Genomic DNA, 24,781 nt, shown 5'->3' on the forward strand with positions numbered 1-24,781 from the left:
GAATCCACGTGAGGAGGTCTTTACCCATGGTCGCATCGCGCAACGCGCTCGTCCTGACGATCGGTCTCGCTGTCGGCGTCGGCTGCTCCAACACGCCCCCGGCGAGCAGCCCCAGCACGAACGAAGCACCGCCGCAGCCGGCCCCGACCGCCGCCCCGCCGCTGCCGGAGGCGGCGCCTCCCGCGACGCCGCCGGCTCCGCCGCCCGGCACCGAGCCGCAGGCGGGGGCGACGCAGCCGGGGACGGCCACGACGCCGAGCGCGCCCGCCGAGGCCCCGCTGACCGACGAGCAGATCCTCGCCGTGCTCGACGCCTCGAACAAGAAGGAGATCGACGAGGCCCAGCTCGCGCAGACGAAGGCCAAGAGCAAGGACGTGAAGGCCTATGCCAAGGCCATCGCCCAGCACCACACCGAGGCCAAGGCGAAGCAGGCCAAGCTGGTCAAGAAGCTCGGTATCACGGCGGCGGACTCGGACAAGAGCAAGCAGCTCACCGAAGAGACGCAGAGCGCGATCGAGCAGCTGAAGGCGCTGCAAGGGGCCGATTTCGATCAGCAGTTCGTGGCCACGATGATCAAGGATCACCAGAACACGCTCGACTTCCTCGACAGGAAGGCGCTGCCGAACGCGAAGAACGCCGATCTGAAGGCGATGGTCGAGAAGGACCTCCGGCCGACGATCGAGAAGCACCTGAAGGACGCGGAGGCGCTCTCGCAGAAGCTCGGCCCGGCGGGCGCGGGCGCGACAGGGACCCAGGGCGGCGCGCAGCCGCCGGCCCCTGGCACGAAGCCCGGCACGCAGGAGGCCGCGCCCCCGCCGAAGTAGTCGGCTGCAGGCGGGGAGGGGAGAAGGAGACGAGAGCGGGGCGCGTCGTCAGCGCCGTGAGCGCCGATGCGTCCCGCTCAGGTTAGCGAGACCCAGACCGATTTGAGCTGCGTCAGCTCGTCCAGCACCGCGCGGCCGTTCTCGCGCCCGAAGCCGGACTGCTTGTACCCGCCGTACGGGCTCGCCGCGTCGAAGCGGTTGTACGTGTTGATCCAGACCGTGCCCGCCGAGAGGCGCGCGGCCAGCGCGTGCGCCTTGCCGACGTCGCGCGTCCAGATGCCTGCCGCGAGGCCGAACTCGGTCGCGTTCGCGACGCGCGCGGCCTCCTCCACGTCGTCGAAGGGGAGGACCGCCAGCACGGGGCCGAAGATCTCCTCGCGGGCGAGGGCCATCGACGGGGAGACCGCCGAGAACACCGTCGGCTCGACGAAGAACCCCGGGCCCTCGCGGCGCCCGCCGGTCTCGCGGCGCGCCCCCTCGGCCGCGCCACGGTCGATGTAGCCGAGCACCTTCGTGAAGTGCGCCTCCGAGACGAGGGGGCCCAGCTGCGTCGACGGATCGAGCGGATCGCCGGGGACCAGCCGGCGCGCGCCGCTCGTGACCACCTCCAGCACGCGGTCGTGCACCGACCGCTCCACGAGGAGCCGGCTCCCCGCCGTGCAGAGCTCGCCCTGGTTGTAGAAGATGGCCGTCACCGCCGCCTTCGCGGCGCTCTCCACGTCCGCGTCCGCGAAGACGATGTTGGGGCTCTTGCCGCCCAGCTCCAGCGACACCTTCTTCAGCGTGCCCGCCGCCGCGCGCATGATCGTCCTGCCCGTCTCCGTGCCGCCCGTGAACGAGATCTTCGCGACGCCCGGGTGCTCGACGAGCGCCGCCCCCGCCTCCTCGCCGTGCCCCGTGACGACGTTGACGACGCCCGGCGGCACCCCCGCCTCCGCGAGGATGCGCGCCAGCTCCAGCGTCGTGAGGCTCGCCTCCTCCGGCGGCTTGACGACCACCACGTTGCCCACCGCGAGCGCGGGCGCCACCTTCCGCGCCGCGAGCAAGAGCGGGAAGTTCCAGGGGATGATCGCGCCGATGACGCCGAGCGGCTCGCGCACGGTGTAGTTCAGGAACGGACCCCGCACCGGGATCGTCTCGCCGCCGAGCTTCGTCGCCCACCCGGAGAAGTAGAAGAACGTGTCCGCCGTGCGCGGCACGTCGATCGTCCGCGCGGCCGAGATCGGCTTGCCGGTGTCGAGCGCCTCGAGCCGCCCGAGCTCCTCGCACCGCGCGAGGATCAGCTCCCCCGCCTTCCACAGGATGCGCGCGCGCTCGTTCGGATCCATCGCCGCCCAGCGCGGAAACGCCGCGCGCGCGGACGCCACGGCGGCGTCCACGTCCTCGCGGCGGCCACGGGCGAGCCGCGCGAGCGCCCCGCCCGTCGCGGGGTTCGCGGTCTCGAACGTCTCGCCCGAGAGCGCCTCCCGCTCGGCGTTGTCGATCCAAAGACCCTTCACCGTCTCGCGCGTGTCACCCATGCCCCCGTCGTAAACCCGCGCACCCGGGCGCGGCAAGCGGCGATGACAGGCGCCCCGGCGTGCGGGATACTCGCGCTGCCTATGGATTTCTCCGATCGTCCCACGCTCCCGTCCGTCCCTCCGCGAAGAGTCGTCACCGAGCTGCCCGGGCCGAAGGCGCGCGCCTGGATGGCGCGCGGCGGCTTCGACATGCAGTCGAGGTACCGCGCGGTCGTGATGGATGACATCGCGAGCCGCGGGTGCTCGCTGGTCGACGTGGACGGCAACGTGTTCCTGGACCTGTTCGCGAACTTCGCGCTCGGGGCGCTCGGCTACAACCACCCCGCGCTGGTCGAGGCGGCGCACCGCGAGGGCTTCATCCGCGCCGTCGCGAACCCGACGTCGACGCCGTTCGTGACGACGCCGGCCTGGTTCGAGTTCGTGGAGGCGCTCGAGCAGCGGTTCGCGCCGCGCGGCATGGCGCGCGTCTTCTGCGTGGACGCCGGGGGCGAGGGCGTCGAGTCCGCGATCAAGGCGGCGTTCATCCGGCACGGCGAGCGCCGGCGGGAGGCCGCCGGGCTGCCGAGGAACCCGCTGGAGCTGCCGGAGGAGCAGCAGAAGCTCATCCTTGGCAACGCGGGCACCGACGCGGTGGTCGTGTCGTTCGCCGGCGCGTTCCACGGCCGGGGCCTCGGGCCGATGTCCGCCACGCACTCGAAGGTGATCCACAAGGCCGACCTGCCCGCGTTCCCCTGGCCCACGGCGCCCTTCCCGGCGAGCCGCTTCCCGCTGGCGCGCTTCGCCGACGAGAACGACCGCGCCGAGGCGGAGGCGCTCGCCGCGCTCGAGCGGATCCTCGGCGATCACGACGGCCGGGTGGCCGCCGTGATCGTCGAGCCCGTGCAGTCCGAGGGGGGCGATCGGCACGCGAGCGCGGCCTTCTTCCGCCGCGTGCAGGAGCTCGCCGGGAAGGCGGGCGCGGCGCTCATCCTGGACGAGGTGCAGACCGGCATGGGGATCACCGGCACGCTCTGGGCGCACGAGCAGTTCGATCTGCCGCGCCCGCCCGATCTCATGTGCTTCGGGAAGAAGATGCAGATGGGCGGGTTCTTCGCGACGAGCGCGTACGACGTCGCGCAGTTCGGGCGCATGTACCAGACGCGCAACGGCGACCGCGCGCGGTCCGCGATCGCGCTGGCGACGCTCCGGGCGATCGAGTCCGAGGACCTGCTCGGCAACGTGCGCGCGGCGGGCCGCCACTTCCTCTCGCGGCTCGAGGAGCTCTGCGAGCGCTACCCCGCGCTCGCGAGCGAGCCGCGCGGCCGCGGCTTCCTGCTCGCGTTCGACCTGCCGACGACCGCGGCGCGCGACGATTTCCTCGCGCGCGCGCTCCGTCGCGGGGTGTTCGCGAGCTACACGGGGACGCGCTCGGTGCGGCTGCGGCCGCACCTCATCACGACGATGTCGGACGTCGACGAGGCGACCTCTGTCTTCGACGCGGTGCTGCGCGAGATGGCCGGATGATCGTCGATCCGCGCGACGTCTGCCCGGGGGAGGGGCCGGAGAAGGTCGCGCAGGCGCTCGCGCGGTTCTCCGTGGACGAGGCGCGGGACGGCGCGGCGTTCGACGAGGGCTACCGGGCGCTCGACGCGGTCTTCGGGCCGAAGGGCGAGCTCGAGCGCCGGGAGGTGCTCTGGGCGTGGCTCACCGGGGCGCACACGGACGTGGGGGCGCCGATCACGGCGTCGTACCACCTGCTGCTCGCGCGGGACGCGGAGGGGCACCTCGCCGGCGTGCGCGACTGCTACGTCACGCTGGACCGGGCGGCGCGGCGCTGCGTGGCGCTCCTGTCGCACGCGCTCGTCCTGCCGGCCTTCCGCCGCACCGGCCTCGCCGCCCTGCTGCGCGCGGCGCCGGTCGCGCTGGCGCGCCGGGCGATCGTCGACGCGGGGCTCGCTGGGGGCCAGGGGGCAGGGGGCGATGGCGCGGAGGTGATGCTCGCCGCCGAGATGGAGGCCGTCGACCCGGACGACCGCGACACGGTGGTGCGGCTCATCGCGTACGGGCGCGCGGGGTTCGCGATCGTCCCGCCGGACGTGCTCCCGTACGCGCAGCCCGACTTCCGCGACACCGCGGCGCTCGGCGTCACGCCGGTGCCGCTGCCGCTGCTCGCGGTGGTGCGCCAGGTCGGCGAGGAGGAGCGCGACGACATCCCGCGCGCCCGGGCCGAGTCGTTTCTGCGCCATTACCAGGCCGTCCACGCGCGCGAGGTGAGCCAGGACGAGCTCGCGCCGATCCGCGAGAACGCGCTCGCGCGCCTCGCGGCGTTCCCGGGCGAGCGCGTGCCCCTGATCCGGATCCCGCGAGGGCCGGCGGAGGTCGCGGGGTTCGCGCCGGTGCTCCGGAGCGCGGTGATGCCGCTGTTCCCGGAGGCGTGGCGCGGCGAGGCGCCGCTCGACGTACCCGAGCGGGAGCTCGAGAGGCTCTGCGCGGCGTGGGGCGGCGGAGGAGAGCGCTAGCTTGGGCGGTGCTGCTGCAGCGAGCGCTCGACGAGCGCGCTCTCTGCCCCATCCGCCGCGTTCTTGATAGGACAGCGCCATCATGCTAGCTGCGTGGAATGGCGCGCACCTTCATCGCATCCGACCCGCGATCGGGCAAGCATGAGGCGTTGATCGAGGCGCGACCCGACCTGCTCGACGGGGCGGGTCCTCCAGACATCGAGCGGTTCAAACACCGGCTCTATGATCGTCACATTCACGCGGGCGTGCTCGTCACGCCCAGGACCGCTCATTTCATCACCGATCGGTTCACATCCGTCGATTTTTCCAGCGAGTCCTATGATGTCAAGGTGCTACCGACTGGCAAGCTGTTCAGTCGCATTGCCCAAGACGTCGAGCATGGCGAAGGGCTCTACGTTCAGGTCAGGCGATGGCTCGAGGCGGTGGGGCGCTCATGGTGGAGCTCCGTGCCGGACGAGGCGCTTCCGATGATGCTCCCTGCCATGATCGGGCTCGCCGAGGCCGACCTCGAGGAGTACGAAGGCTTGCCTGACGCAGCGTGAGGAAGCGTCATGAGCGCGTTCTTCGTCTACCTGGAGACAAACTGGCTGGTCTCGTACATCTTGCCGCACCATCCGTGGCGGAGCGAAGCGCGGTCGCTCCTTGATGCGGCAGACCGAGGCGAGTGCCAGCTGCGCATCCCGGTCGCCGCGTTTCTCGAGGCGCGACACGTGGTCCACAGGGAGACGGAGGACCATGCCAGGGCGGTGAAAGCCGTGTCTGAAGGTCTATCCGCCGCCGCACGGAACCTGAAGGAACCTGCGCTCCTCGCCGTCGCGAGAGACGTCTTGAAGGCGGAATCATCGTATCACCTTCCCGATCCGCAGCGGGAGCTGGATGCTCTGACCGTCAGGTGTAAGCCCTTCATGATCCACCATCCGCAAGAGGAGCAAGCTGCGCTCGATGCGCTCCTCCCCAGCGTGGGTATGCGGGGAACCGACGTCGTCGATCTCCACATCATCAGCGCCATCCTGGCCGATCGCGATCTCGAACGTGCACCAGAGGCAGCTGTGCTCTCCGCAAACTCGAAAGAGTTCGATGTCGGGGGCACGACCAGCAAGCTGCCGCGTGACGTGTACTCCAAGCGGCGGCTCGTCTATCTGCCCAAATTCAACCTCGCTGGCGCGAAGGCTCTCTGGCAGCGTGACAACGGGCGAGGCTGGCCGACCCCGCAGCCGACGAGCCCCGACCCGCGCCGAAAGGAAGCTCAAAAGCTCCTTTCTGGACTGAATGACAGCCAGCTCGACACCATGCTCGTCGAGCTTCGCAAGCTGGGATCGCCGCCGTCCTGACGCCGACCCCGGCATCACCTCGAGGAGGGCGTCGACGATGAGCCCCGTCGTCCGCGCGGGGGATGCCACCTACGTATCCGTCAGAATCCGAGGGAGTGGCCACCGGTCGCCTTCCAACCGGGGCGCCGCCCGAGGCGTCTGCGCCGATCGAGCGCAGCTGCGCAGGGGTCTGCTCGATCGGGCGCCGCGCCGCTGGCGCGGTAGGATGGAGCAGGGAACGAGCCCGTCATGCCGTCAAGCACCACCCCCGTTTCGATCCGCAGGATCACGGACGAGAGCGCCTCGGACACCGAGGACCTGCTGGCCGTCGAAGAGCCGCTCGAGATCGTCGTCGTCGGGCGCGCCCCCGGGGACGAGCGCCGCGCCCCGCGCCGCCTCGGCATCACGATGCGCACGCCCGGCAACGACCGCGAGCTCGCGGTCGGCCTCCTGTTCGCCGAGGGCGTCATCGTCCGCGCGGCCGACGTGGTCGCCGTCGAGCAGGCCGTCGGCCCCTCGGGCGACCTCGTGCGCGTGACGCTCGGTGATGACGTTGCCGTCGATCTCGGGCGCACCGAGCGCGCCCTCGCTGTCGCTAGCGCGAGCTGCGGCGTCTGCGGCAAGGCGTCGATCGACGTCGCGGCGCTCGCGCCGCCTGTGCCGCTCGCGCGGGGCGTCCCCCGGCTCGCGCCGGGCGTCGTGCATGGCCTAGCCGCGCGGCTCCGCGGCGCGCAGGCGGTGTTCGGGCGGACCGGGGGGCTGCACGCGGCGGCCCTCTTCGACGCGGGAGGCGCGCTCGCCGATCTTCGCGAGGACGTCGGGCGCCACAACGCCGTCGACAAGCTGATCGGCGCCGCGCTGCTCGCGGGGCGGCTGCCCGACCCGGGCGCGGTGCTCATGGTCAGCGGGCGCGCCGGGTTCGAGCTCGTGCAGAAGGCGCTCCGGGCCTCGATCCCGGTGATGGTCGCCGTCGGCGCGCCCTCGAGCCTGGCCGCCGAGCTCGCGGCGGCGCACGGGATGACGCTCGTCGGCTTCGCCCGCGACGGGCGGTTCAACGTGTACGCGGGCCGGGAGCGCGTCGAGGTCCCCGTCGCGGTCCCGGCGGAGGCCGCGTCGTGACGGCCCGCGACGTGCCGCGCGACGTGCTGGCCGAGCCGCCGCTCGAGCCCGAGGCGCCCCGGATCGGCGAGCGCAGCGCGGCGGCCGGCGGGCTCCCGGCGGTCGGCGCGACGCTCCGGCACGCGGTCGGCGAGATGGGGGTCGCGCGCGCCGTGCGCACGCTCCTCCGCGTGAACCAGGGCGAGGGCTTCGACTGCCCCGGCTGCGCGTGGCCCGAGCCCGAGGAGAAGCGCTCGGTCGCGGAGTTCTGCGAGAACGGCGCCAAGGCAGTCGCCGAGGAGGCGACGCTCCGCCGCGTCACGCCCGAGTTCTTCCGGGAGCACAGCGTCGAGGCGCTCTCGCGGCAGTCCGACCACTGGCTCGGCAAGCAGGGGCGGCTCACCCATCCGATGCTGCTCGACGAGGGCGCGTCGCACTACCGGCCTGTGTCGTGGGACGAGGCGCTCGACGTCGTCGCCTCGTCGCTGCGCGCGCTCGGCTCGCCGGACGAGGCCGTCTTCTACACGTCGGGCCGCACGAGCAACGAGGCGGCGTTCCTCTACCAGCTCTTCGTGCGTGAGCTCGGGACGAACAACCTGCCCGACTGCTCGAACATGTGCCACGAGTCGAGCGGCGTCGGCCTGCGCGAGGCCATCGGCGTGGGCAAAGGGACGGTCTCCCTCCACGATTTCGAGCTGGCCGACGCGATCTTCGTCGTCGGGCAGAACCCGGGGACGAACCACCCGCGCATGCTCTCGGCGCTGCGCGAGGCGCGGCTGCGCGGGTGCGAGATCGTGACGGTGAACCCGCTCCCCGAGGCCGGCAACGAGCGCTTCCAGCACCCGCAGCACCCGCTCGATCTCGTCGGCTCGGGCGTGCCGCTCTCGACGCTCTTCCTCCAGGTGCGCATCAACGGCGACGTCGCGCTCTTCACCGGGATCATCAAGGAGATGCTCGAAGAAGAGGAGCGGAGGCCGGGCGCCGTGCTCGATCGCGCGTTCATCGAGAGCCACACCCACGGCTTCGAGGCGTTCGCCGGCGCCGTGCGCGGCGCGCCCTGGGACGACATCGTCGCGCAGAGCGGGGTCCCGCGCGATCAGATCCGGGCGGCGGCCGAGATCGCGATGCGCTCCGAGCGCACGATCGCGTGCTGGGCCATGGGCCTCACGCAGCACCAGAACGGCGTGGCCAACGTGCAGCAGGTGATGAGCTTCCTGCTCCTCCGCGGCAACATCGGGCGGCCCGGCGCGGGCGCGTGCCCGGTGCGCGGGCACAGCAACGTGCAGGGCGACCGGACGATGGGCATCTGGGAGCGCCCGCCCGCGGAGCTCCTCGATCGGATCGAGCAGAACTTCGGCTTCTCCCCGCCGCGCCGCCACGGGCTCGACACAGTCGCCGCGATCGCGGCGATGGCCGAGGGGCGCGCCCGCGTCTTCTTCGCGCTGGGCGGCAACTTCCTCTCGGCCACGCCGGACACGGCGCTGACCGCCCGCGCCCTCGCCCGGTGCGACCTCACCGCGCACGTCTCGACCAAGCTGAACCGGGCGCACCTCGTGACGGGAAGGCGCGCGCTCATCCTGCCTTGCCTCGGCCGCACCGAGCGCGACATGCAGGCGGGCGGGCCGCAGTTCGTGACCGTCGAGAACTCGATGGGCGTCGTCTCGAGCTCGCGCGGCAGCCTCCCGCCGGCCTCGGAGCTGCTGCGCAGCGAGGTGGCCATCGTCGCGGGCCTCGCCCGCGCGGCGCTGGGCGCGCGCTCGCGCGTGCCGTGGGAGGAGCTCACCGCCGACTACGACAGGATCCGCGATCTCATCGAGCGCACGATCGACGGCTTCGACGACTTCAACGCGCGCGTCCGGGACCCGCGCGGCTTCGCCCTGCCGAACGCGGCGGCGCGGCGCGAGTTCCGCACGGCGACGGGCAAGGCGAACTTCGTGATCCACCCGCTCCCGCGGCACGATCTCGAGCCGGGCGAGCTCCTGATGATGACGATCCGCAGCCACGACCAGTACAACACGACCATCTACGGGCTCGACGACCGCTACCGCGGCGTCCGGGGCGGGCGCCGCGTCGTGTTCATGAACGCCGAGGACGCGGCCGAGCGCGGGCTCGCCCAGGGGGACCTCGTCGACGTCACGAGCCGCTTCTCCGACGGGGAGCGCGCCGCGCGCGCGTTCCGCGTCGTGCTGTACACGATCCCCCGCGGCAACGTCGCGGCCTACTTCCCCGAGGCGAACGTGCTCGTGCCGCTCGGCAGCATCGCCGAGAAGAGCCACACGCCCGCGTCGAAATCGATCGTCGTGCGCGTCCGGGCGGCGGTCGCGACCGACGGATCCGCGTGACGCTCCGCCGCCCCCGTTGCATTGGAGTCCGACCATGAACGCCCCGACCGACATCCCCCCGCCCATCCCCGGCGAGCCCGAGCGCGCCTCGATGCGCACCGCCATCCCGGGGCCTGCGTCCGAGGCGCTCCGCGCCCGCCACCATCGCCACCAGGACGCGCGACCGATCCACTTCTATCAGGACGCGCGCAAGAGCCTGGGCAACTACATGGTCGACGTGGACGGCAACGTGCTGCTCGACGTGTACGGGCACATCGCCGCCGTGCCCATCGGCTACAACCACCCGGACCTGCTCGCCGCGTGGCGCAGCGGCCGCTTCGACTGGTGCGCCGGCTACCGCTCCGCGCTCGGCGTCGCGCCCGCGCCCGAGTGGGTCGACCTCGTCGAGAAGACGCTGATGCGCGTCGCGCCGAAGGGGCACACGCGCGTCTTCACGTTCACGACCGGCGCGGAGGCGGTCGAGAACGCGCTCAAGGCCGCGTTCATCCGGCTCGCCCGGCGCCGGCGCGGCGGCGCGCAGCCGAGCGACGGCGACCTCGCCGCCGTCATGCTCAACCGGCAGCCCGGCGTGAACGCCTTCAAGGTGCTCTCCTTCGACGGCGGCTTCCACGGCCGCAGCATGGGCGCCCTCTCGGCGACGCGGAGCAAGCCGATCCACAAGCTCGACATCCCCGCGTTCGACTGGCCCGTCGCGCCGTTCCCCGCGAGCCATTTCCCCCTCGCGGCGCACGTCGAGCAGAACCGCGCCGCCGAGGCGCGCTCGCTCGAGGCGGTCGAGGCGGCGCTCGACGCCCACCCGGACGAGGTCGCCGCGGTCATCGTCGAGCCCATCCAGGGCGAGGGCGGGGACCGCCACGCGAGCCCGGCCTTCTTCCAGGCGCTCCGCCGCCTCACCGCGGAGCGCGGCGTCGCGCTCATCCTCGACGAGGTGCAGACCTGCGGCGGCGGGACCGGCGCGCTCTGGGCGCACGAGGCGTGGGACCTGCCCGAGCCGCCGGACATGGTCACGTTCTCCAAGAAGATGCAGCTCGGCGGCTTCTATTGCCGCGAGGAGCTCGCGCCGATCGAGCCGCTGCGCGTCTTCAACACCTGGCTCGGCGACCCGCTCCGCGGCGCGCAGCTCGAGGTGATCCTCGAGGTCATCGAGCGCGACCGGCTCCTCGAGAACACGCGGTCGACCGGCGAGCGCCTGGTCGCCGGCCTCGAGGACCTCTGCCGGCGCTACCCCGCGGTGCTCTCCGGCGCCCGCGGCAGCGGCACCTTCGCCGCTGTCGACTTCCCCCACGCCGCCCGGCGCGACGCGGCGCTCACCGCGCTCCGCAACCGCGGCCTCGAGGTGGGCGGCTCGGGCGAGCGCACGCTCCGCTTCCGGCCGGCGCTGATCTTCGCCCCGCGCCACGTCGGAGAGGCGCTCGATCACCTCGAGTCGGTCTGCAAGTGACCTCCGGCGCCGCCGCCTCGCCGCCGATCCGGGTGTTCCACACGCCGCGCTATTTCGCGGACATCGGCGAGCACGTCATGCCGATGCGCAAGTTCGCGCTCGTGCGCGAGGCGATCGAGCGGAGCGGCCTGCCCGCGCGCATCGAGGCGCCCGAGGCGATCGGCGACGAGGACCTCCTGCGCGTCCACGCGCCCGGGTACGTCCAGGCGATCGCGACCGGCGAGCCCCGGGCGCTGGCCGAGTCGCAGAAGCTCCCGTGGTCGCCGGCGCTCGCCGGGGCGGTGCGCTTCACGAACGGCGGCTGCGTCGCCGCCGCCGCCGCGGCCCTCGAGGACGGCGTCGCGGGCAACCTCGCGAGCGGCTTCCACCACGCGCACGAGGGCCACGGCGAGGGCTTCTGCACCTTCAACGGCCTCGTCGTCGCGCTGGAGCGCGCGCGCGCCGAGGGGCGCATCCGCCGCGGCCTGGTGGTCGACATGGACCTCCACTACGGCAACGGCACCGCCTCGCTGCTCGCGTCGCGCCCCTGGGCGTCCCAGCTCTCCATCTATGGCAGCTGGTACAAGCAGAACAAAGCGCACCGGGACGTCGAGGGCGAGCGCGCCCCGGACACCGAGAACTGCTGGTCCGTTCCGGTCCCGAACGGGAGCGGCGGCGCCGCTTACCTCGAGATCCTGGAGCGGCACCTCGGCCCGGCGATCGACCGCGCCGCGCCCGACCTGATCCTCTACCAGGCCGGCGCGGATCCGTACCGCGAGGACCCGTACTCGCCGCTCGACCTGACGCACGACGATCTCCACGCGCGCGACCAGATCGTGTTCCGGACCGCGCTCGAGCGGGGCGTCCCGATCGCGTGGGTGCTCGCGGGTGGGTACACGCCCGACGTGAGCCGGGTGGTCGAGGTGCACCTCCGCACCTTCATCGCGGCGGTGCGGGCGAGGGAAGCGGCGGCGCGCGCGGGGTGACCGGTGACCTCGGCCGACCCGCGCCCCGCCAGGCGAGATAGCATCGCGCGATGGCCGACCTGAACGACCCCGTCCGCCTGGCCGAGCTGCGCGGCGCCGTGCTGCGCGCCGACGCGGACGCCATCCTCGACGCCTGCGTGGTGCGGGCCGCCAAGCTGGCCCGGTCGCCCATCGCCGTGGTCAGCCTGCTCGTGCGCCACGTCCAGCTCCTGCGCGCGCAGCACGGGCTCCCCCTCGAGCTCGCCGTGAGCTGCGCGACGTCGAGGAGCAACTCCTTCTGCCAGCTCGTCGTGCTCGACGAGGTGCCGCTCATCGTCGACGACGCGCTGCGCGACGAGCGCGTCCCGAAGGAGCTCGTCGAGAGCTACGGCATCCGCGCGTACGCGGGCGTGCCGGTGCGCGCGCACGGGCACGTGCTCGGAGCGCTCTGCGTGCTCGACGTCGTCCCGCGCCGCTTCGACCAGCGCATCGTCGGCGCCCTCGAGCAGCTCGCCATCGACGTCTCCGGCCGGCTCTCGGCGCTCACGCTGAGCGACGCCCCGCTGGCCAGCGCCGACGTGCAGGAGCGCCTCGTCCGCGTCGAGCAGGCCACCCGCGCCCTGGAGCGCGCGCTCCTCGCCCTCTCGCCCGTCATCGCCGCGGCGCAGGCGGCGACGGCGGGGCCGCGGGTCGACGCGGCGCGCGCGAACGACGTGTCGCACGCCTCGCACGCCTCGCACGCGTCGCGCACGACGCACGTCACGCCGGCCAGCCTGCGCGCGGCCGTGTCGTGCTGGCGCGACATGGGCCCCGTCGCGGAAGGGCTCTGCGAGGAGGCCGCGGCCATCGCGAGCGCCTCGCCCTGCGAGGCGGCGTCCGGGCTCGCGACGGAGGCCCGGGCGCTCGCGCGGAACCTCGCCGAGATCGGCCCGCTCGTACGGCTCGCCGAGGGCGTGCTCGATGGGACGCTGGGAGAGGCCGCCGCGGCCAAGGGGCGGGCGCTCGTGCTGCGCGGCGCGCTCGACGCCCACGAGGCCGCCTCCGCCGCGGTGCAAAGGCTCCGCGCGGGCGCCCTGCGCGCGCGGGCCGCGACGGCCGGCCCCGGGCGCGGTGGCGCCGCTCCGCCCGGGGCGGCGTGATCAGCGCGGCGCCGTCCTGGGGGATCACCGTGGCGGCAGGGTCGACGGCGGCGCCGGCACCTCGCGGGTGATCTCGCCCGCGTCGGGCCCGTCAGCGAGCGGCTCCGAGCCCGGCGCGAGCGGCGTGCCCTCCCAGGTCGCGGTCTTGTCCCGGCTCCCGTAGACGAACGGAGGACGGGTCTCCAGCTCCCGGGCGATGCGGGCGAGCTCCTCGTCGAGGTGGCGCGGGTTCGCGAGCAGCCTCTCGCGGATACCGCTGTTCTTCAGGTAACCGCGGATGTCGGGGCTGTCCGGATAGTACCTCGTGAACACGTTGTACCGGAAGAGCGGCTTCAGCCGGTGCAGATCCCTGGGCCCGGTCGGGAGCGGCAAGAGCTCGACGAAGCTCTTCCGCTTCGCCCGCTCCTCCAGCCGGTCGAGGACGAGCTGGAGGCTGTTCTCGAGCAGGTGCGGCGCGCAGTGATCCGCGAAGTCGTCGTACAGGAGCCGCATGAGCGCCCTCGCCTCGTCGATCGGCAGCTGCGCCTGCCGCTCGCGGCCCATGCGCCGCACGAGGACCATGAAGGGAGACGGCTGGTTGCCGGTCGCGCGGATCACCTCGGGATCGCGGAAGTCGGGCTGGCGGTAGGGGAAGTGGCGCGGGTTGATGGCGTCGAACCCGCCTCGGCCGTAGAACAGGATGCGCTGCCACGACAGGCGCTCTTCCGGCGTGAAGTACTCGACCTCGGCCGCGAGATCGACGTTCATCCCGAAGTACTTGCCCGGGGCCGACGGCGCGGGGAGCGTGATCTTCCCCATCGCGTGCAGGTCGGTGAGGTACTGCATGGCGAGCTCGACCGGCGAGATGCGCAGCCAGTACGACAGCACCGTCCCGCGCGCCTCGGGGATCATGAAGATATGAGCGAGGTAGATGACGCAGAGGTCCGGGGCGTACGCCGGATTGATGAGCACGGTGCCGTCGCGGACGCCGCGCACCTTTCCGTCCGCGTCTCGCGCCACGAGCAGGAAGTAGCGCATGTACGTGCCCGACGGCTCGGGCGTGAACGGGTCGTCGCGGAGGAACGCCTCGATCGCCTCCTTGCGCTCCATCTCCCCATGAGGACCGAAGCAGTCCCAGAGGATCTGATACGCCGCGTCGAAGTCCGGGTCGGAAGGATCCTCGATGGACCAGATCTGGTATTTGCGGGTTTCGCGCTCGATCATCTCCACCACGTCCTGGTGGAAGAGATCCTTCATGCAGAGCCGGACACGTCGCTTCAAGCAGGGCTCCCGGGGTTCATGGTGCCAGAGGCGCATCCCTCTGATAGGTGATCATCGTGGCTCGCGCAGCGCTCGTCGGCACGCACACGCCCATGCACACGCACATCGATTCCGCGCGCTCCGTGTGGAGCGAGGCGGGCCCGGTCTATGAGCCCGCCCCTCCGCTGCGCGCGGACGCGGCGGCCGACGTGGCCATCATCGGAGGAGGGTTCACCGGGATCTCCACCGCATACCATCTGATCCGCCGATTTCCGAGCCTCCGCATCATGATCCTCGAGGCGCGTCATCTCGCGAACGGCGCGAGCGGGCGCAACGGGGGGATGATGCTGAACTGGATCAACGGGGTGGGCTCTCGCGATCCGGAGCTCACGCGCCGCGTGTACGAGACGACGCGCGCGGGGATCGACGGCATCGTCGGGATGATCCAGGAGCACGACCTCCCTGTGCGCCACCGCCGCGACGGATGCATGGAGGTGCTCACCGACGCGCGCCGGGCCGAGGCGGCGCACGCGCGGGTGGAGCAGCTGGCCAGCTGGGGCATTTCGCTACAGTACCTGGACAGCGCGGCGCTCTCGAAGCGGCTCGGGATCCAGGGCGCGGCCGGGGCCGTGCTGGACGCGACCGAGGGGCAGCTGAACGGGGTGGACCTGCTGCGCTGCCTGCGCCCGCTGCTGCTCGCGTGGGGGGTCGCCGTCCACGAGGACACGCCGGTGCTCGGGATCCGGGAGGGGCGCACGATCGAGCTGACAACGCCGGGCGGCGTCGTCCGGGCCGCGGCTCTCGTGCTCGCCACCAACGGCTACACGCCGCGCCTCGGCTACTTCAAGACCGGCATCTTTCCGCTGCACTCGCACGTCATCGCGACCGAGCCGCTCGACGCCGAGGCGCGCGCCGCGCTCGGCTGGGGGCAGGTCGCCGGCTTCAGCGACGACCGCGACCGGATCGCGTACGCCAGCATGACGCCCGCCGGTGAGCTCGTGTTCGGCGGGGGCTGCAACGCAGCGTACGCCTACCTCTACGGGAACAAGACCTCCTACCCGGGCACACCCGAGTCGGCGGGGCCGGCGTTCGAGGCCATCCGGCGCCGGCTCACCGGCTATTTCCCTGCGGCCGAGCGGCTGCGGATCGCGCACCGCTGGACGGGCACCCTCGGCATCACGATGAGCCGGCTCTGCAGCATGGGGGTGCGCGGCGAGCACCGGAACGTGTACTACGCCCTTGGCTACAGCGGCCACGGCGTGACGCTCGCCAACCTCGCGGGCCGCGTGCTCTGCGACATCTACGCGGGCGACGACGCGCGGTGGCGGGATCTGCCGTTCTACATGGCCCCCCTCCGGGGCGTCCCGCCCGAGCCGCTCCGCTGGCTCGGCTATCACGCGTACACCAAGCTGACGGGGCGCTCGCCGCGCAAGGCGGCGTGAGCGCGGCGCGAGGCAGCTCCTGCGCGCGCCGGGAACTCGCGCGCGAACGCATCGCCGTCACCTCTCAGAGCTTGCTCCGTCAGACGCTCTCGCCTGCGCCGGCGCGGTCCAGCGCTCCTCGGCGCAGCGACTCCTTGAACGCCTCCAACTCCTGCTCTGGGAGCGGCACGACCATGCCGCGCAGCGGCTTCAGCTCGATCTGGGACACCGCCCAGGCGAACCACGCCGGATCCATTCCGCTATCTTTCTTCAGGGCATCCTCGAAGCCCAGGAGGATCGGGAAGCCGGCGCGGTCGATGAAGAACAGGTCGACGAGATCGCGCAGCTCCGACCGCCCGAGGAGCGCCACGATCTTGTTCGCACGCTGATCGCGGAGCGCCTCGACCCGGATACGACCGACGTACGTGTCCGCCTCGACCAGCCTCGGCGATGCATCCGACGCGACATCGACGCGGAGGACCTCTGGTCCAGAGGCAACCTCGAGCCGCACAAAGCCAGGTGCAGACCTCACGCGCATGACGCCGACGGTCGAGGCGGCCGCCGCAGCCTCCAGCGCGCGGACAATCGGCTCTACGTCCTCGCGCAACCCGCAGAAGAGGTCCAGATCGTCGGAGCGCCGGTGATCGAGCAGCAACGCGAGCCCTGAGCCTCCGACCAGCCGCACCGCGGGCGATGCGTCCTGGGCCGCGAGGACCAAGCGCTCGGCCAGCTCAGGCAGCCGCGGTAGTCCGGACATGCTCCCGGCGACGCTCGAGCATCATCGTCCAGACGCCACGGGCGCGCCCCAGGCGGTGCACGACCCGAGGCCAGGCCTCCTCGATGGCGGGCCAATCGAGCAGCGTCCATACGTCGCGGCTGTTGGCCTCACGGAGGATGCGGGCGATCAGGTCATCCCGGGTCGGGGAAGCCTCACGCGCGAGGATCCGACGCGCCTCCGCGACGGTGATGCCCAGATCCCACAGGAAATACGGCACGGCGTCGGGATCGAGCAGGCGTTGTGAGGTCGGCGGCAGCGGCATGTCGTCCCCCGGCACACGATGGCGCCACCCTCGCAAATTGCCGGAGGCAACACCTGCCCGCAAGGAGAATCCCCTCGGCCGAGCGGCCTCTCCCGAGCGGGCTTGCGTGGCCGGAGCGCGGGGCGCTATTCGATGCGGGGCCATGTTCTGCGCGCGCTGCCACCGGGAGTACGACGCGGGCCATCGGTTCTGCCCCTACGACGGCGCGGAGCTCACCGAGGGCCGGCGCGTCGACCTGTTCCGGTACAAGCCGACCCGGCTGCGCGGGACCGTCCTTGGCGAGCGCTACGAGGTGCGCGGCTACCTCGGCAAAGGGGCGATGGCGCGCGTCTACCTCGCGGTCGAGATCGCGACGGGCCAGCCGGTCGCCATCAAGGTCCTCGAGGAGTTCGCCGCCCGGGCGGAGCGGACACGCGAGCGGTTCGTGCGCGAGGCGCAGAGCGCCGCGACGATCGGGCACCCGAACATCGTCCGGGTGCTCGACGCCGGCACGCGCTCGGAAGACGGCGCGCCCTACCTCGTGATGGAGTACCTCTTCGGCGAGTCGCTCGGCGACTGGCTCCGGCGCGAGCGCCGCATGGACGCGGACCTCGCCATCCCGGTGCTCTCCCAGGCCGCGTCCGGGCTCGCCGCCGCGCACCGGGCCGGGATCATCCACCGCGACGTGAAGCCGGACAACATCTACCTCGTGGGCCCGCAGGGCGACCCGTACGCGGTCAAGGTGCTCGATTTCGGCCTGGCGAAGATCCAGGCCGCCGACCTGATCACGGCGACCGGCACCGCCGTGGGCACCCTCGAGTACATGGCGCCCGAGCAGGTCGTGAGCGACCTGCCCGACGCCCGCACCGACGTCTACGGGCTCGGCGTCGTCATGTTCCGGGCCTTCACCGGGGAGCTGCCGTTCCCGCGCTCGGAGCAGTCGGAGCTCCTCGCCAGGCAGCTCGTGACCCCGCCGCCCCGCCCCTCGGAGAAGCGCCGGAGCCTCGATCCGCTGCTCGAGTCCGTGATCCTGAAGGCGATCCGCAAGAGCCCGAACAACCGCTATCCCTCCATGGAAGCGTTCCTCGAGGATCTCGAGCGGCTGGCCGGCGACCGGGACGGGCCGCTCTCGGCCGGCGAGCCGCTGCGCGAGCCCAGCGACGTCTACCTCCCGCAGGGATCGTTTGCCAGGAACGCGGCGATCTACTTCTATAGGCGGCTCGGCATGGAAGCCCCACGCTTCGACTGAACCGACACCACCTCCCGCGGGCGCTTCCCGCCACCCAGGAGATCCGATTGCCATGGCCTACTCTGCTGCATTCCGATGCCTGACCGGTTGTGCCGGCAGCTACCCGCTGACGCAGCCCCTCTACCGTTGCCCCACCTGCGGCGGCCTGCTCGACGTCGCCCACGACATCGACGCGCTCCGTGACCGGAGCCCCGCGACGTGGATGAAGCTCTTCGACGAGCGCTACAAGCGCACGGTGTGGCCCTACGGCTCCGGGGTCTGGGGCAAGCGGGAGTGGGTCGCGCCCGAGGTCCCGGACGAGGCCATCGTGTCGATGGACGAGGGCGGCTCGAACCTGTTCTGGGCGGACCGCTACGGCAAGACGCTCGGGCTCGATGACGTCTGGGTGAAGCTCTGCGGCAACAGCCACACGGGGTCGTTCAAGGACCTCGGCATGACGGTGCTCGTCTCGGTGGTGAACAAGGCGATCCGCGAGGGCCTCGAGGTGCGCGCGATCGCGTGCGCGTCGACGGGGGACACCTCGGCGTCGCTCGCGGCGTACGGGGCGGCGGCCGGCTTGCCCGTCGTCGTGCTGCTGCCGCGGGGCAAGGTGTCGACGGCGCAGCTCGTCCAGCCGATCGCGTCGGGGGCGCTGGTCCTCTCGCTGGACACCGACTTCGACGGCTGCATGGCCATCGTGCAGCGCCTCTCGGCCGACGGCGTCGTCTACCTTGCGAACTCGATGAACGCCCTGCGGCTCGAGGGCCAGAAGACCGTGGCCATCGAGATCGTGCAGCAGTTCGACTGGACGCTGCCCGACTGGGTCATCCTCCCGAGCGGCAACCTCGGCAACGCCTACGCCCTCTACGCGGGCTTCAAGATGCTGAAGGACCTCGGCCTGACGACGCGGTTCCCGCGCCTCTGCGTGGCGCAGGCGGCGCGGGCCAACCCGCTCTTCAAGGCGTGGTCCGAGGGGCGGAGCGAGGTCGTGCCGATGAAGGCGGGGGAGACCCTGGCGAGCGCGATCCAGATCGGCAACCCGGTGAGCGCGCCGAGGGCGATGCTGGCCCTCAAGGCGATGGACGGCGTCGCGGAGGAGGTCACCGAGGACGAGCTCTGCGACGCGGCGGCCCGCGCCGATCGCACCGGCATGTACACCTGCCCGCACACGGCGGTCGCCCTCGCCGCGCTGGAGAAGCTCGTGAAGAAGGGCCTCGTCGAGAAGCGCCAGCGGGTCGTCGTGGTCTCGACCGCGAACGGCCTCAAGTTCACGGAGTTCAAGGTGAAATACCACGAGCGCGCGCTCGCGGACGTGACGAGCCGGCTCGCCAACCCGCCGGTCGCGCTGCCGCCCGACTACGACCGCGTCCTCGCCGCCCTCGACAGGCACGCCGCGCAGACCGGCAAGCGCTGACGCGCCGGCGAGATCGGGCCGCCGGCCGCTACCCGCGCGACCTCGCGCGGCGCCGCCGGCGCCGTCCGCGCGCGTTCGCGGAGATCATCGCGGAGGCGATGCCGTTCTGCAGGGTGTTGTGCGTGACGATGCCGCTCATGTCGACGCCGATCTCGATGAGCGTCCTGGCCACGTCGGGGCTCAGGCCCGTGATGATCACCTCCGAGCCGAGCAGGCGCACCGCCGTCGCGGCGCCGAGGAGCGCGTCGGCGCACGGGCCGTCGATCCGCGGCACCCCGGTGATGTCGAGGATCGCGACGTGCGCGCGGCGGGAGGCGACGCCCCGGACCAGCGTCTCCTGCACGCGGCGCGTCCGCTGGCTGTCGAGGGCGCCGACGAGCGGCATCACGACGATGTCGTCGCTGATCGGGATGAGCGGGGTCGACAGCGCCGCGAGGATCTCGTTCTGCGCCCGGAGGGCCTCCTCCCGGGCGCGCCGCGCCTCGGTCTCCGCCTCGGCGCGCTTCCGCTCCGTGATGTCCCGCACGATGACGACCGCCTCCGCCCTGTCGCTGCCGGCGATCCGGACCTCGTAGTCGCGCGCGCCGCCCGCCGACTGCTCCTGGTACTCGAAGACGTGCGTCGCCTCGTCCGCGAGCGCTCGCGCCACGAGGCCGGTGATCTGCTCGGCGACGTGGGCGGGGAACACGTTGGCGACGTGCCTGTGCAGGAGATCCTCGGCGCGGAGCGACGGCCTCGGATCCCGGGAGGCCTTGAAATCAAGGCAGATGCCGTCGCCGCTGATCCGGAGGATCGTGTCGGGGATGGCGTAGAGCAGCGCGCGGTTGTTCGCCTCGCTCCGGCGCAGGGCCGCCTCCACGCGCTTGCTGCCGATGAAGTGGCCGGCCTTGGCGGCGACGGCGAGCAGGACGTCGAGCAGCCCCGGATCGGGCGCGCGCGGCTCGGCGTCCATGAGCTCCAGCACGGCCGCGACCTGCGCGTCGGCGCGGACCGCGATGGGGAGCTCGACCGCGAAGCGGAGGCCGGCGCCGCGCGCCGCCTGCGCGCGCGGGTCGTCCGCCTCGGCGTCCAGGTCGCTGAACCAGGTCGGCTCCCCCTGGGCGAGCGCGCGGCCGGGCAGCCCGGCGTCGCGGGCGAACCGCGCGCCCCGGGTCGCCGCCTCGAGCGCGATCGCGTCGTCGGGCGCGGCGCTCCAGGTGTGCTCGCAGCGCAGCCCGTCGCTCTCGTCGTCGCCGAGCCACAGGGCGGCGAACCGGAAGCCGAGCGTCTCCCCGAGCGCGCCGAGGAGCGCCGGGACGCCCTCGGAGAGCGTCGTCGACTCGACCAGGATCCTGGTCACGGTGTACTGCGTCGACACCTTGTAATTGGCCGCCGCGAGGGCGCGGCGCTGGTTCCACTTCTCGGTGAGCGCGAAGGCCATCTGGCGGACCTCGCTCGGGTCGAACGGCTTGGCGAGGATGAGGAGGTTGTCGGTCTGCCCGAACCGGGCGGCGATCTCCTCCCACGAGTCATCCGCGTCCGCCGCGCAGAGGACCGCCTGGATGGCGCCGTCCTCCTTCCAGATGCGCGAGAGCGTCTCGACGCCGTCCCACCCCGGCATGCGCGCGTCCACGAACACGAGCGCGTACGGCGCGCCGCCGTGCAGCGCCTCGCGGACCTTCGCCAGGCCCTCCTCCCCGCGGGTCGCGGACGTGAGCTCGAACCTCACCGGCCGCCGGGCGGGCGGCTCGCGGAACAGCGTCGGCTGGGGGCTCGCGAAGGTCGAGCCCTCCACCTCGGATCGGAGGGTCCTGCGGAAATCCTCGTGGATGGCCTCGTCGTCGTCGATCAGTAAAACGCGCCGGTTCTGCTGCCAGCTGGGATCCCCCATCACCGAGTCCTTGGAGCGTGGGTCCGGGTCCTAGAGCGGGGCGCGTCCTCGTCGCACGAAGCTGCGCCCCGCTCTATTCAACGGGAGGCGTGCCCTCGCCGTCTACGGGCGGAGGCGACGGCGGCCGTGTGGGGGACTCGTCCTCGGTGGAGGGCGGGGGCGGAGGCGGGGGCATCGCAGGGGGCTCGTGATCCTCACCACCTTCCCTCGGGGCGGCCTCGGAGGCGCCGAGGGGCAGGTTCACGCCGCCGGGCTTCCTCGTGGTCGTCGCCGGGCTCGCGCCCGGCGTGCCGCGGCCCCGCGCGGCGGGCGACTCGGCCGCGTGCGGGTCGAACCGGGGCTTCTTCAGCGGGCCGTGGACGTGCCAGCCGTAGAAGCCGTCCGCTCGCTTCGACCGCTTCATCTTGGGCTGCTGCATCTCGATCAGCCCGGGCATGCTCGACCCCGGCGCGCCGAGCAGCGATTTCGTGAGATCGCTCTTCGATCGGTACGCGTCGGTGAACTTGAAGCGCACGTAGAGATCCGCCGTCGAGTTGTTCCACGGCTCGCGCATGGTGACCTTGCCGTCGCCGTCCAGCTCGAGATCCTGGCCGTTGGCGGACATCTTCGTGACCTTGAGGACCCCGTCCTTCGCCTCCGCCGACAGGAGCAGCTCCCCCAGCTTCGCCTCCGGGAGCGCGATGAGCCCCTGGATCTTCGTCTTGCCGTCGCCGACCGAGACCTCCTTGGCCGAGACCTCGAGCGCGCCGTTCGCCTTGTTGAACTTGCCGTCGGGCGCGCTGAGATCGAGGTTCGCGCTCAGCGTGCCGGCGATGGGCAGGCCAAGGATGTCCCCGAGCGGACCCACCTTGGCGAGCTCCACGTCCGAGACCTCGACGTGGACGTCGCCGCTCGATCGGCCCCACGGGACCACGCCCTCGATCTCGCCGCCGAACACGCTGGCCCAGAACGAGATCCGCGTCCGCCCGATCAGGAGGGGCAGGATCTTCACCCGCGCGTGCGCCTCGTCGATCTCGATGACGCTCGGCTTCGGCGCGCTGTCCTTGGCGGCGTCGCCCGAGGCGAAGGCCGCGGCGCCGCTCGGCCTGCTGCTCGCGCCGAGCTCGCCCGGCGGCAGGATGAGCCGCACGCCCTTCATCTCGACCCCCGTGAACCAGTACGAGTCGAGCTCGTCGATCTCGAGGCGCTGCGCCTGGCTCGGGCCCCGCTTCTGCTGCGTGCGGTCGAACTCGGCGATCAGCCGGTCCTTGAGCCGGTCGTAGGGGAACGTGAGGTAGCCGAAGAGCCCGAGACAGAAGAGGTAAAAGAGCGGGTAGACCGCCCATTTCGCGATCTTGACGAGCCGCGCCTTCATGGCTCCTGCTCCTCGTCCGCGGCGGGGGGCGCGGACGGCGCGGGGGTCGCCGGCTGGGGCTCGCCCTTCCGGTCGAACGCGGAGATGCCGAGCTCGACCTCGTAGGAGTCCGGCTCCCCGGCGCGCGGCTTGAGGTTCAGCTTCGTCACCGCGACCGGGTGGCCCGAGCTCTCGATGTGCTCGAGCATCTTGGCGAGCCCGAGCATCCCGATCCTGTGCATCTTCACCACCGTGATCCGCTCGGTGTACTTCTTGCCGTGCGGGACGTCGGGGCGATCCTGCGACTCGGCGGCGGTGAGCTGCTGCTGCTTCGCCGCGTCCTCGATGAAGCCCGCGAGCGCGGGCGCCGGCCGCGCGTAGCGCGCGAGCAGCGCGTCCTTCTGCGCCTTGCGCTCGCTGACCTTCCCCGAGGCCTCGTAGATCGACTGGAGCAGATCGCGGATCTCCTGGTTCTCGGCGCGCTTGCTGGACGCGACGCTCGCGAGCCCGATCGGCACGAGCAAGAGGACGATCACCGCCAGGAATCCGAGGAGGATGGTGAGGAGCCTGCGCTCGCGCGGCTCCAGCTTGTCGAGTCGCTCGCGGAGCGTCATCGCGATCCCTCCGGCTTCTCCGGCGCGCCGGCCGAGGCGCTCTCCGCCGCGTCGGCGGCGCCGGTCTTCTTCTTCTTCGTCTTGTCCTCGCACTTGAGATCCAGCTCGAGGACGTACTTGTGCCTGCCCTCCGTGAACTGGCTCGTCCGGCCGACCTTCACGTCGCGGAAGCAGCGGTGCTCCTTCATGTGATCCGCGATGATCTGCGCGTCCGACACCGACGGGACGACGCCCTGGAGGGTCACGTGGCCGCGGTTCACGTCGAGCTCGAGCACGTCGTGCGTGATCTCCTTCGGCACGGCCTTCGAGAGCTGCACCATGACGTCGAAGGCGTCGACGCGGGGCATCGGGTCCTCGTCGGCCGCGCCGGGGCCCTGCTCGAGCAGCTCGCGGGCCTTCTGCGGGTCGCTCGTCTCCTCGCCGAGCACGTCGTGGGACGCGGTCGCGAGCGAGGCGGCGAGCAGCTCCCGCTCCGCGTCGAGGGTGCGCAGCTCCGCGACGATGGAGAACCCGAAGCTCAGCGCGATGACGGTGCCGAGGCCGGCGAGGATCGGGATCTTCTCGCGCAGGAACGGGTAGCTGCGCTCGGCCTCGAGCGCGCCCTTCCGGAGGTTGAACCCCTTGGTCTTCGGCGTCAGCCCGAGCGCGAGCCCGAGCGCCTTGGCGAAGCGGGGCAGCGCCGCGGCCTGCTCGGGCGTGAGCCCCTCGATGCGAGGGGCCGGCAGCGGCAGGATCGTGAGGCCGAGCTGCGTCGACAGGAACATCTCCGCGCCCTGCGCGGCGGCGCCGCCGCCGACCAGGTAGAGCCCCGCGAGCGGCTCGCCGCCGAGGTTGCGCCACGCCGCGAGCGTCTGGCGGAGCTCGCGCGCGAGCGCCGGCGCGGTGCCGGGGAGGCCGGCCGTCCCGCGCGACAGCGTCCGGGCGAAGACCGGCTCGCCGCCGGAGACGATCACGATCTCGGACGTGAGGTAGTCGAGGTCGAGCAGGGCGATCGGCGCGCTGGCGGGCGACGGCGCGGCGAGCTCCGGCATCACCGCCTCGAGGTTGGCGAGCGCCACCGCGCCCAGCGCGACCCGCTCCGGCTCGAAGCCGAGCGCCTCCTTCACGACGGCGATGCGCTCGCGCACGTCGTCCGCGCGCGCGACGGCGGCGAAGACCGGCAGCGTCTCCACGCCGGGCGGCCGCTTCAGCAGGCGGTGGTCGAAGACCGCGTCTTCCATCTCGAACGGCACCGTGGCCTCGAGCTCGAAGCCGAGGATGTTCTCGACCTCCTTCTGCGCGGCCGCCGGCAGGTCGAGGCGGCGGTAGAACGATTTCTCCCCGGAGAGCGCGATCGCCGCGGCGTCGGGGCGGTGGAGCCCCACGGCCGCGCGGATGGCCTCGGCCTCGGAGACGGCGTCCGTGACGGCCGCCTCGCCGAGGGCCTCGACGAAGACCCTCCTGTACGTGGTGCGGATGAGCGCCGCCCGCACCACGGATTTTCCAGCATCTATCCCGAGCAGCCTGTGCATTTGCGCGCTTCTTCCC

General features: G+C 72.3%; 21 protein-coding genes. 13 read left to right on the plus strand and 8 right to left on the minus strand.

The window, feature by feature from the left end; translation table 11 throughout:
• Positions 1 to 26: 26 nt before the first annotated feature.
• Positions 27 to 824: a DUF4142 domain-containing protein gene (locus WMF22_RS50060; RefSeq protein WP_438034335.1), complete on the plus strand. Its 798-nt coding sequence runs from the start codon at positions 27 to 29 to the stop codon at positions 822 to 824.
• Between the two features lie 77 nt (positions 825 to 901).
• Here the strand turns inward: WMF22_RS50060 and WMF22_RS50065 are convergent, their stop codons facing one another.
• A complete protein-coding gene (locus WMF22_RS50065; RefSeq protein ID WP_438034336.1) occupies positions 902 to 2,344 on the minus strand; it encodes an aldehyde dehydrogenase family protein in 1,443 nt (480 codons plus the stop codon).
• Between the two features lie 81 nt (positions 2,345 to 2,425).
• Between WMF22_RS50065 and WMF22_RS50070 the strand changes: the two genes are divergently transcribed.
• The 9 genes from WMF22_RS50070 to WMF22_RS50110 all read left to right on the plus strand — a co-directional run bounded on the left by WMF22_RS50070 (position 2,426) and on the right by WMF22_RS50110 (position 13,116).
• Positions 2,426 to 3,847, plus strand: coding sequence for an aminotransferase class III-fold pyridoxal phosphate-dependent enzyme (locus tag WMF22_RS50070; RefSeq protein ID WP_438034337.1), 1,422 nt, complete (start codon positions 2,426 to 2,428; stop codon positions 3,845 to 3,847).
• Positions 3,844 to 4,842, plus strand: coding sequence for a hypothetical protein (locus tag WMF22_RS50075; protein WP_438034338.1), 999 nt, complete (start codon positions 3,844 to 3,846; stop codon positions 4,840 to 4,842). Before WMF22_RS50070 ends, WMF22_RS50075 begins: the two co-directional genes overlap by 4 nt.
• Positions 4,843 to 4,940: 98 nt before the next feature.
• Entirely contained in the window at positions 4,941 to 5,384 is a 444-nt protein-coding gene (locus WMF22_RS50080; RefSeq protein ID WP_437296907.1) for a hypothetical protein, read from the plus strand.
• A 9-nt stretch (positions 5,385 to 5,393) separates the two neighbouring features.
• A complete protein-coding gene (locus tag WMF22_RS50085) occupies positions 5,394 to 6,173 on the plus strand; it encodes a hypothetical protein (protein WP_438034339.1) in 780 nt (259 codons plus the stop codon).
• Positions 6,174 to 6,401: 228 nt separating this feature from the next.
• Positions 6,402 to 7,271, plus strand: coding sequence for a formate dehydrogenase accessory sulfurtransferase FdhD (locus WMF22_RS50090; RefSeq protein WP_438034340.1), 870 nt, complete (start codon positions 6,402 to 6,404; stop codon positions 7,269 to 7,271).
• A complete protein-coding gene (locus WMF22_RS50095) occupies positions 7,268 to 9,592 on the plus strand; it encodes an FdhF/YdeP family oxidoreductase (RefSeq protein WP_438034341.1) in 2,325 nt (774 codons plus the stop codon). Before WMF22_RS50090 ends, WMF22_RS50095 begins: the two co-directional genes overlap by 4 nt.
• A gap of 34 nt (positions 9,593 to 9,626) precedes the next feature.
• Positions 9,627 to 11,033: an aminotransferase class III-fold pyridoxal phosphate-dependent enzyme gene (locus WMF22_RS50100; RefSeq protein ID WP_438034342.1), complete on the plus strand. Its 1,407-nt coding sequence runs from the start codon at positions 9,627 to 9,629 to the stop codon at positions 11,031 to 11,033.
• Positions 11,030 to 11,998 carry a histone deacetylase family protein gene (locus tag WMF22_RS50105; protein ID WP_438034343.1) on the plus strand — a complete coding sequence of 323 codons (969 nt, stop codon included), beginning with the start codon at positions 11,030 to 11,032 and terminating at the stop codon, positions 11,996 to 11,998. The genes WMF22_RS50100 and WMF22_RS50105 overlap by 4 nt, the downstream gene beginning before the upstream one ends.
• 50 nt (positions 11,999 to 12,048) lie before the next feature.
• Positions 12,049 to 13,116: a GAF domain-containing protein gene (locus WMF22_RS50110; protein ID WP_438034344.1), complete on the plus strand. Its 1,068-nt coding sequence runs from the start codon at positions 12,049 to 12,051 to the stop codon at positions 13,114 to 13,116.
• Between the two features lie 24 nt (positions 13,117 to 13,140).
• On the opposite strand, the gene WMF22_RS50115 is transcribed toward WMF22_RS50110, so the two are convergent.
• Positions 13,141 to 14,376, minus strand: coding sequence for a hypothetical protein (locus WMF22_RS50115; RefSeq protein ID WP_437296914.1), 1,236 nt, complete (start codon positions 14,374 to 14,376; stop codon positions 13,141 to 13,143).
• Positions 14,377 to 14,432: 56 nt separating this feature from the next.
• On the opposite strand from WMF22_RS50115, the gene WMF22_RS50120 reads away from it, so the two are divergent.
• The gene (locus WMF22_RS50120; protein WP_438034345.1) at positions 14,433 to 15,797 is read left to right on the plus strand and encodes an NAD(P)/FAD-dependent oxidoreductase; all 1,365 of its coding nucleotides are present in this window, start codon (positions 14,433 to 14,435) and stop codon (positions 15,795 to 15,797) included.
• A gap of 79 nt (positions 15,798 to 15,876) precedes the next feature.
• Here the strand turns inward: WMF22_RS50120 and WMF22_RS50125 are convergent, their stop codons facing one another.
• Positions 15,877 to 16,533, minus strand: coding sequence for a nucleotidyl transferase AbiEii/AbiGii toxin family protein (locus WMF22_RS50125; protein WP_437296916.1), 657 nt, complete (start codon positions 16,531 to 16,533; stop codon positions 15,877 to 15,879).
• Complete coding sequence (locus WMF22_RS50130; protein WP_438034346.1) at positions 16,508 to 16,831, minus strand: hypothetical protein; 324 nt, start codon at positions 16,829 to 16,831, stop codon at positions 16,508 to 16,510. Before WMF22_RS50130 ends, WMF22_RS50125 begins: the two co-directional genes overlap by 26 nt.
• A gap of 127 nt (positions 16,832 to 16,958) precedes the next feature.
• Between WMF22_RS50130 and WMF22_RS50135 the strand changes: the two genes are divergently transcribed.
• Positions 16,959 to 18,044: a serine/threonine-protein kinase gene (locus WMF22_RS50135; RefSeq protein WP_437296918.1), complete on the plus strand. Its 1,086-nt coding sequence runs from the start codon at positions 16,959 to 16,961 to the stop codon at positions 18,042 to 18,044.
• Between the two features lie 52 nt (positions 18,045 to 18,096).
• Positions 18,097 to 19,437: a threonine synthase gene (gene thrC, locus WMF22_RS50140; protein WP_438034347.1), complete on the plus strand. Its 1,341-nt coding sequence runs from the start codon at positions 18,097 to 18,099 to the stop codon at positions 19,435 to 19,437.
• A gap of 28 nt (positions 19,438 to 19,465) precedes the next feature.
• Here the strand turns inward: thrC and WMF22_RS50145 are convergent, their stop codons facing one another.
• From WMF22_RS50145 to pilM, 4 genes are all read right to left on the minus strand, one after another.
• Positions 19,466 to 21,307, minus strand: coding sequence for an STAS domain-containing protein (locus WMF22_RS50145; protein WP_438034348.1), 1,842 nt, complete (start codon positions 21,305 to 21,307; stop codon positions 19,466 to 19,468).
• A 73-nt stretch (positions 21,308 to 21,380) separates the two neighbouring features.
• Complete coding sequence (gspN, locus tag WMF22_RS50150; protein ID WP_438034349.1) at positions 21,381 to 22,661, minus strand: type II secretion system protein GspN; 1,281 nt, start codon at positions 22,659 to 22,661, stop codon at positions 21,381 to 21,383.
• Positions 22,658 to 23,254, minus strand: coding sequence for a hypothetical protein (locus WMF22_RS50155; RefSeq protein WP_437296922.1), 597 nt, complete (start codon positions 23,252 to 23,254; stop codon positions 22,658 to 22,660). Before WMF22_RS50155 ends, gspN begins: the two co-directional genes overlap by 4 nt.
• Positions 23,251 to 24,765, minus strand: coding sequence for a type IV pilus biogenesis protein PilM (gene pilM, locus WMF22_RS50160; protein WP_437296923.1), 1,515 nt, complete (start codon positions 24,763 to 24,765; stop codon positions 23,251 to 23,253). The genes WMF22_RS50155 and pilM overlap by 4 nt, the downstream gene beginning before the upstream one ends.
• Positions 24,766 to 24,781 lie beyond the last annotated feature (16 nt).

The organism is Sorangium sp. So ce204 (assembly GCF_051526795.1).
In the GTDB taxonomy this organism is placed as follows: Bacteria; Myxococcota_A; Polyangia; order Polyangiales; family Polyangiaceae; genus Sorangium; species Sorangium cellulosum_B.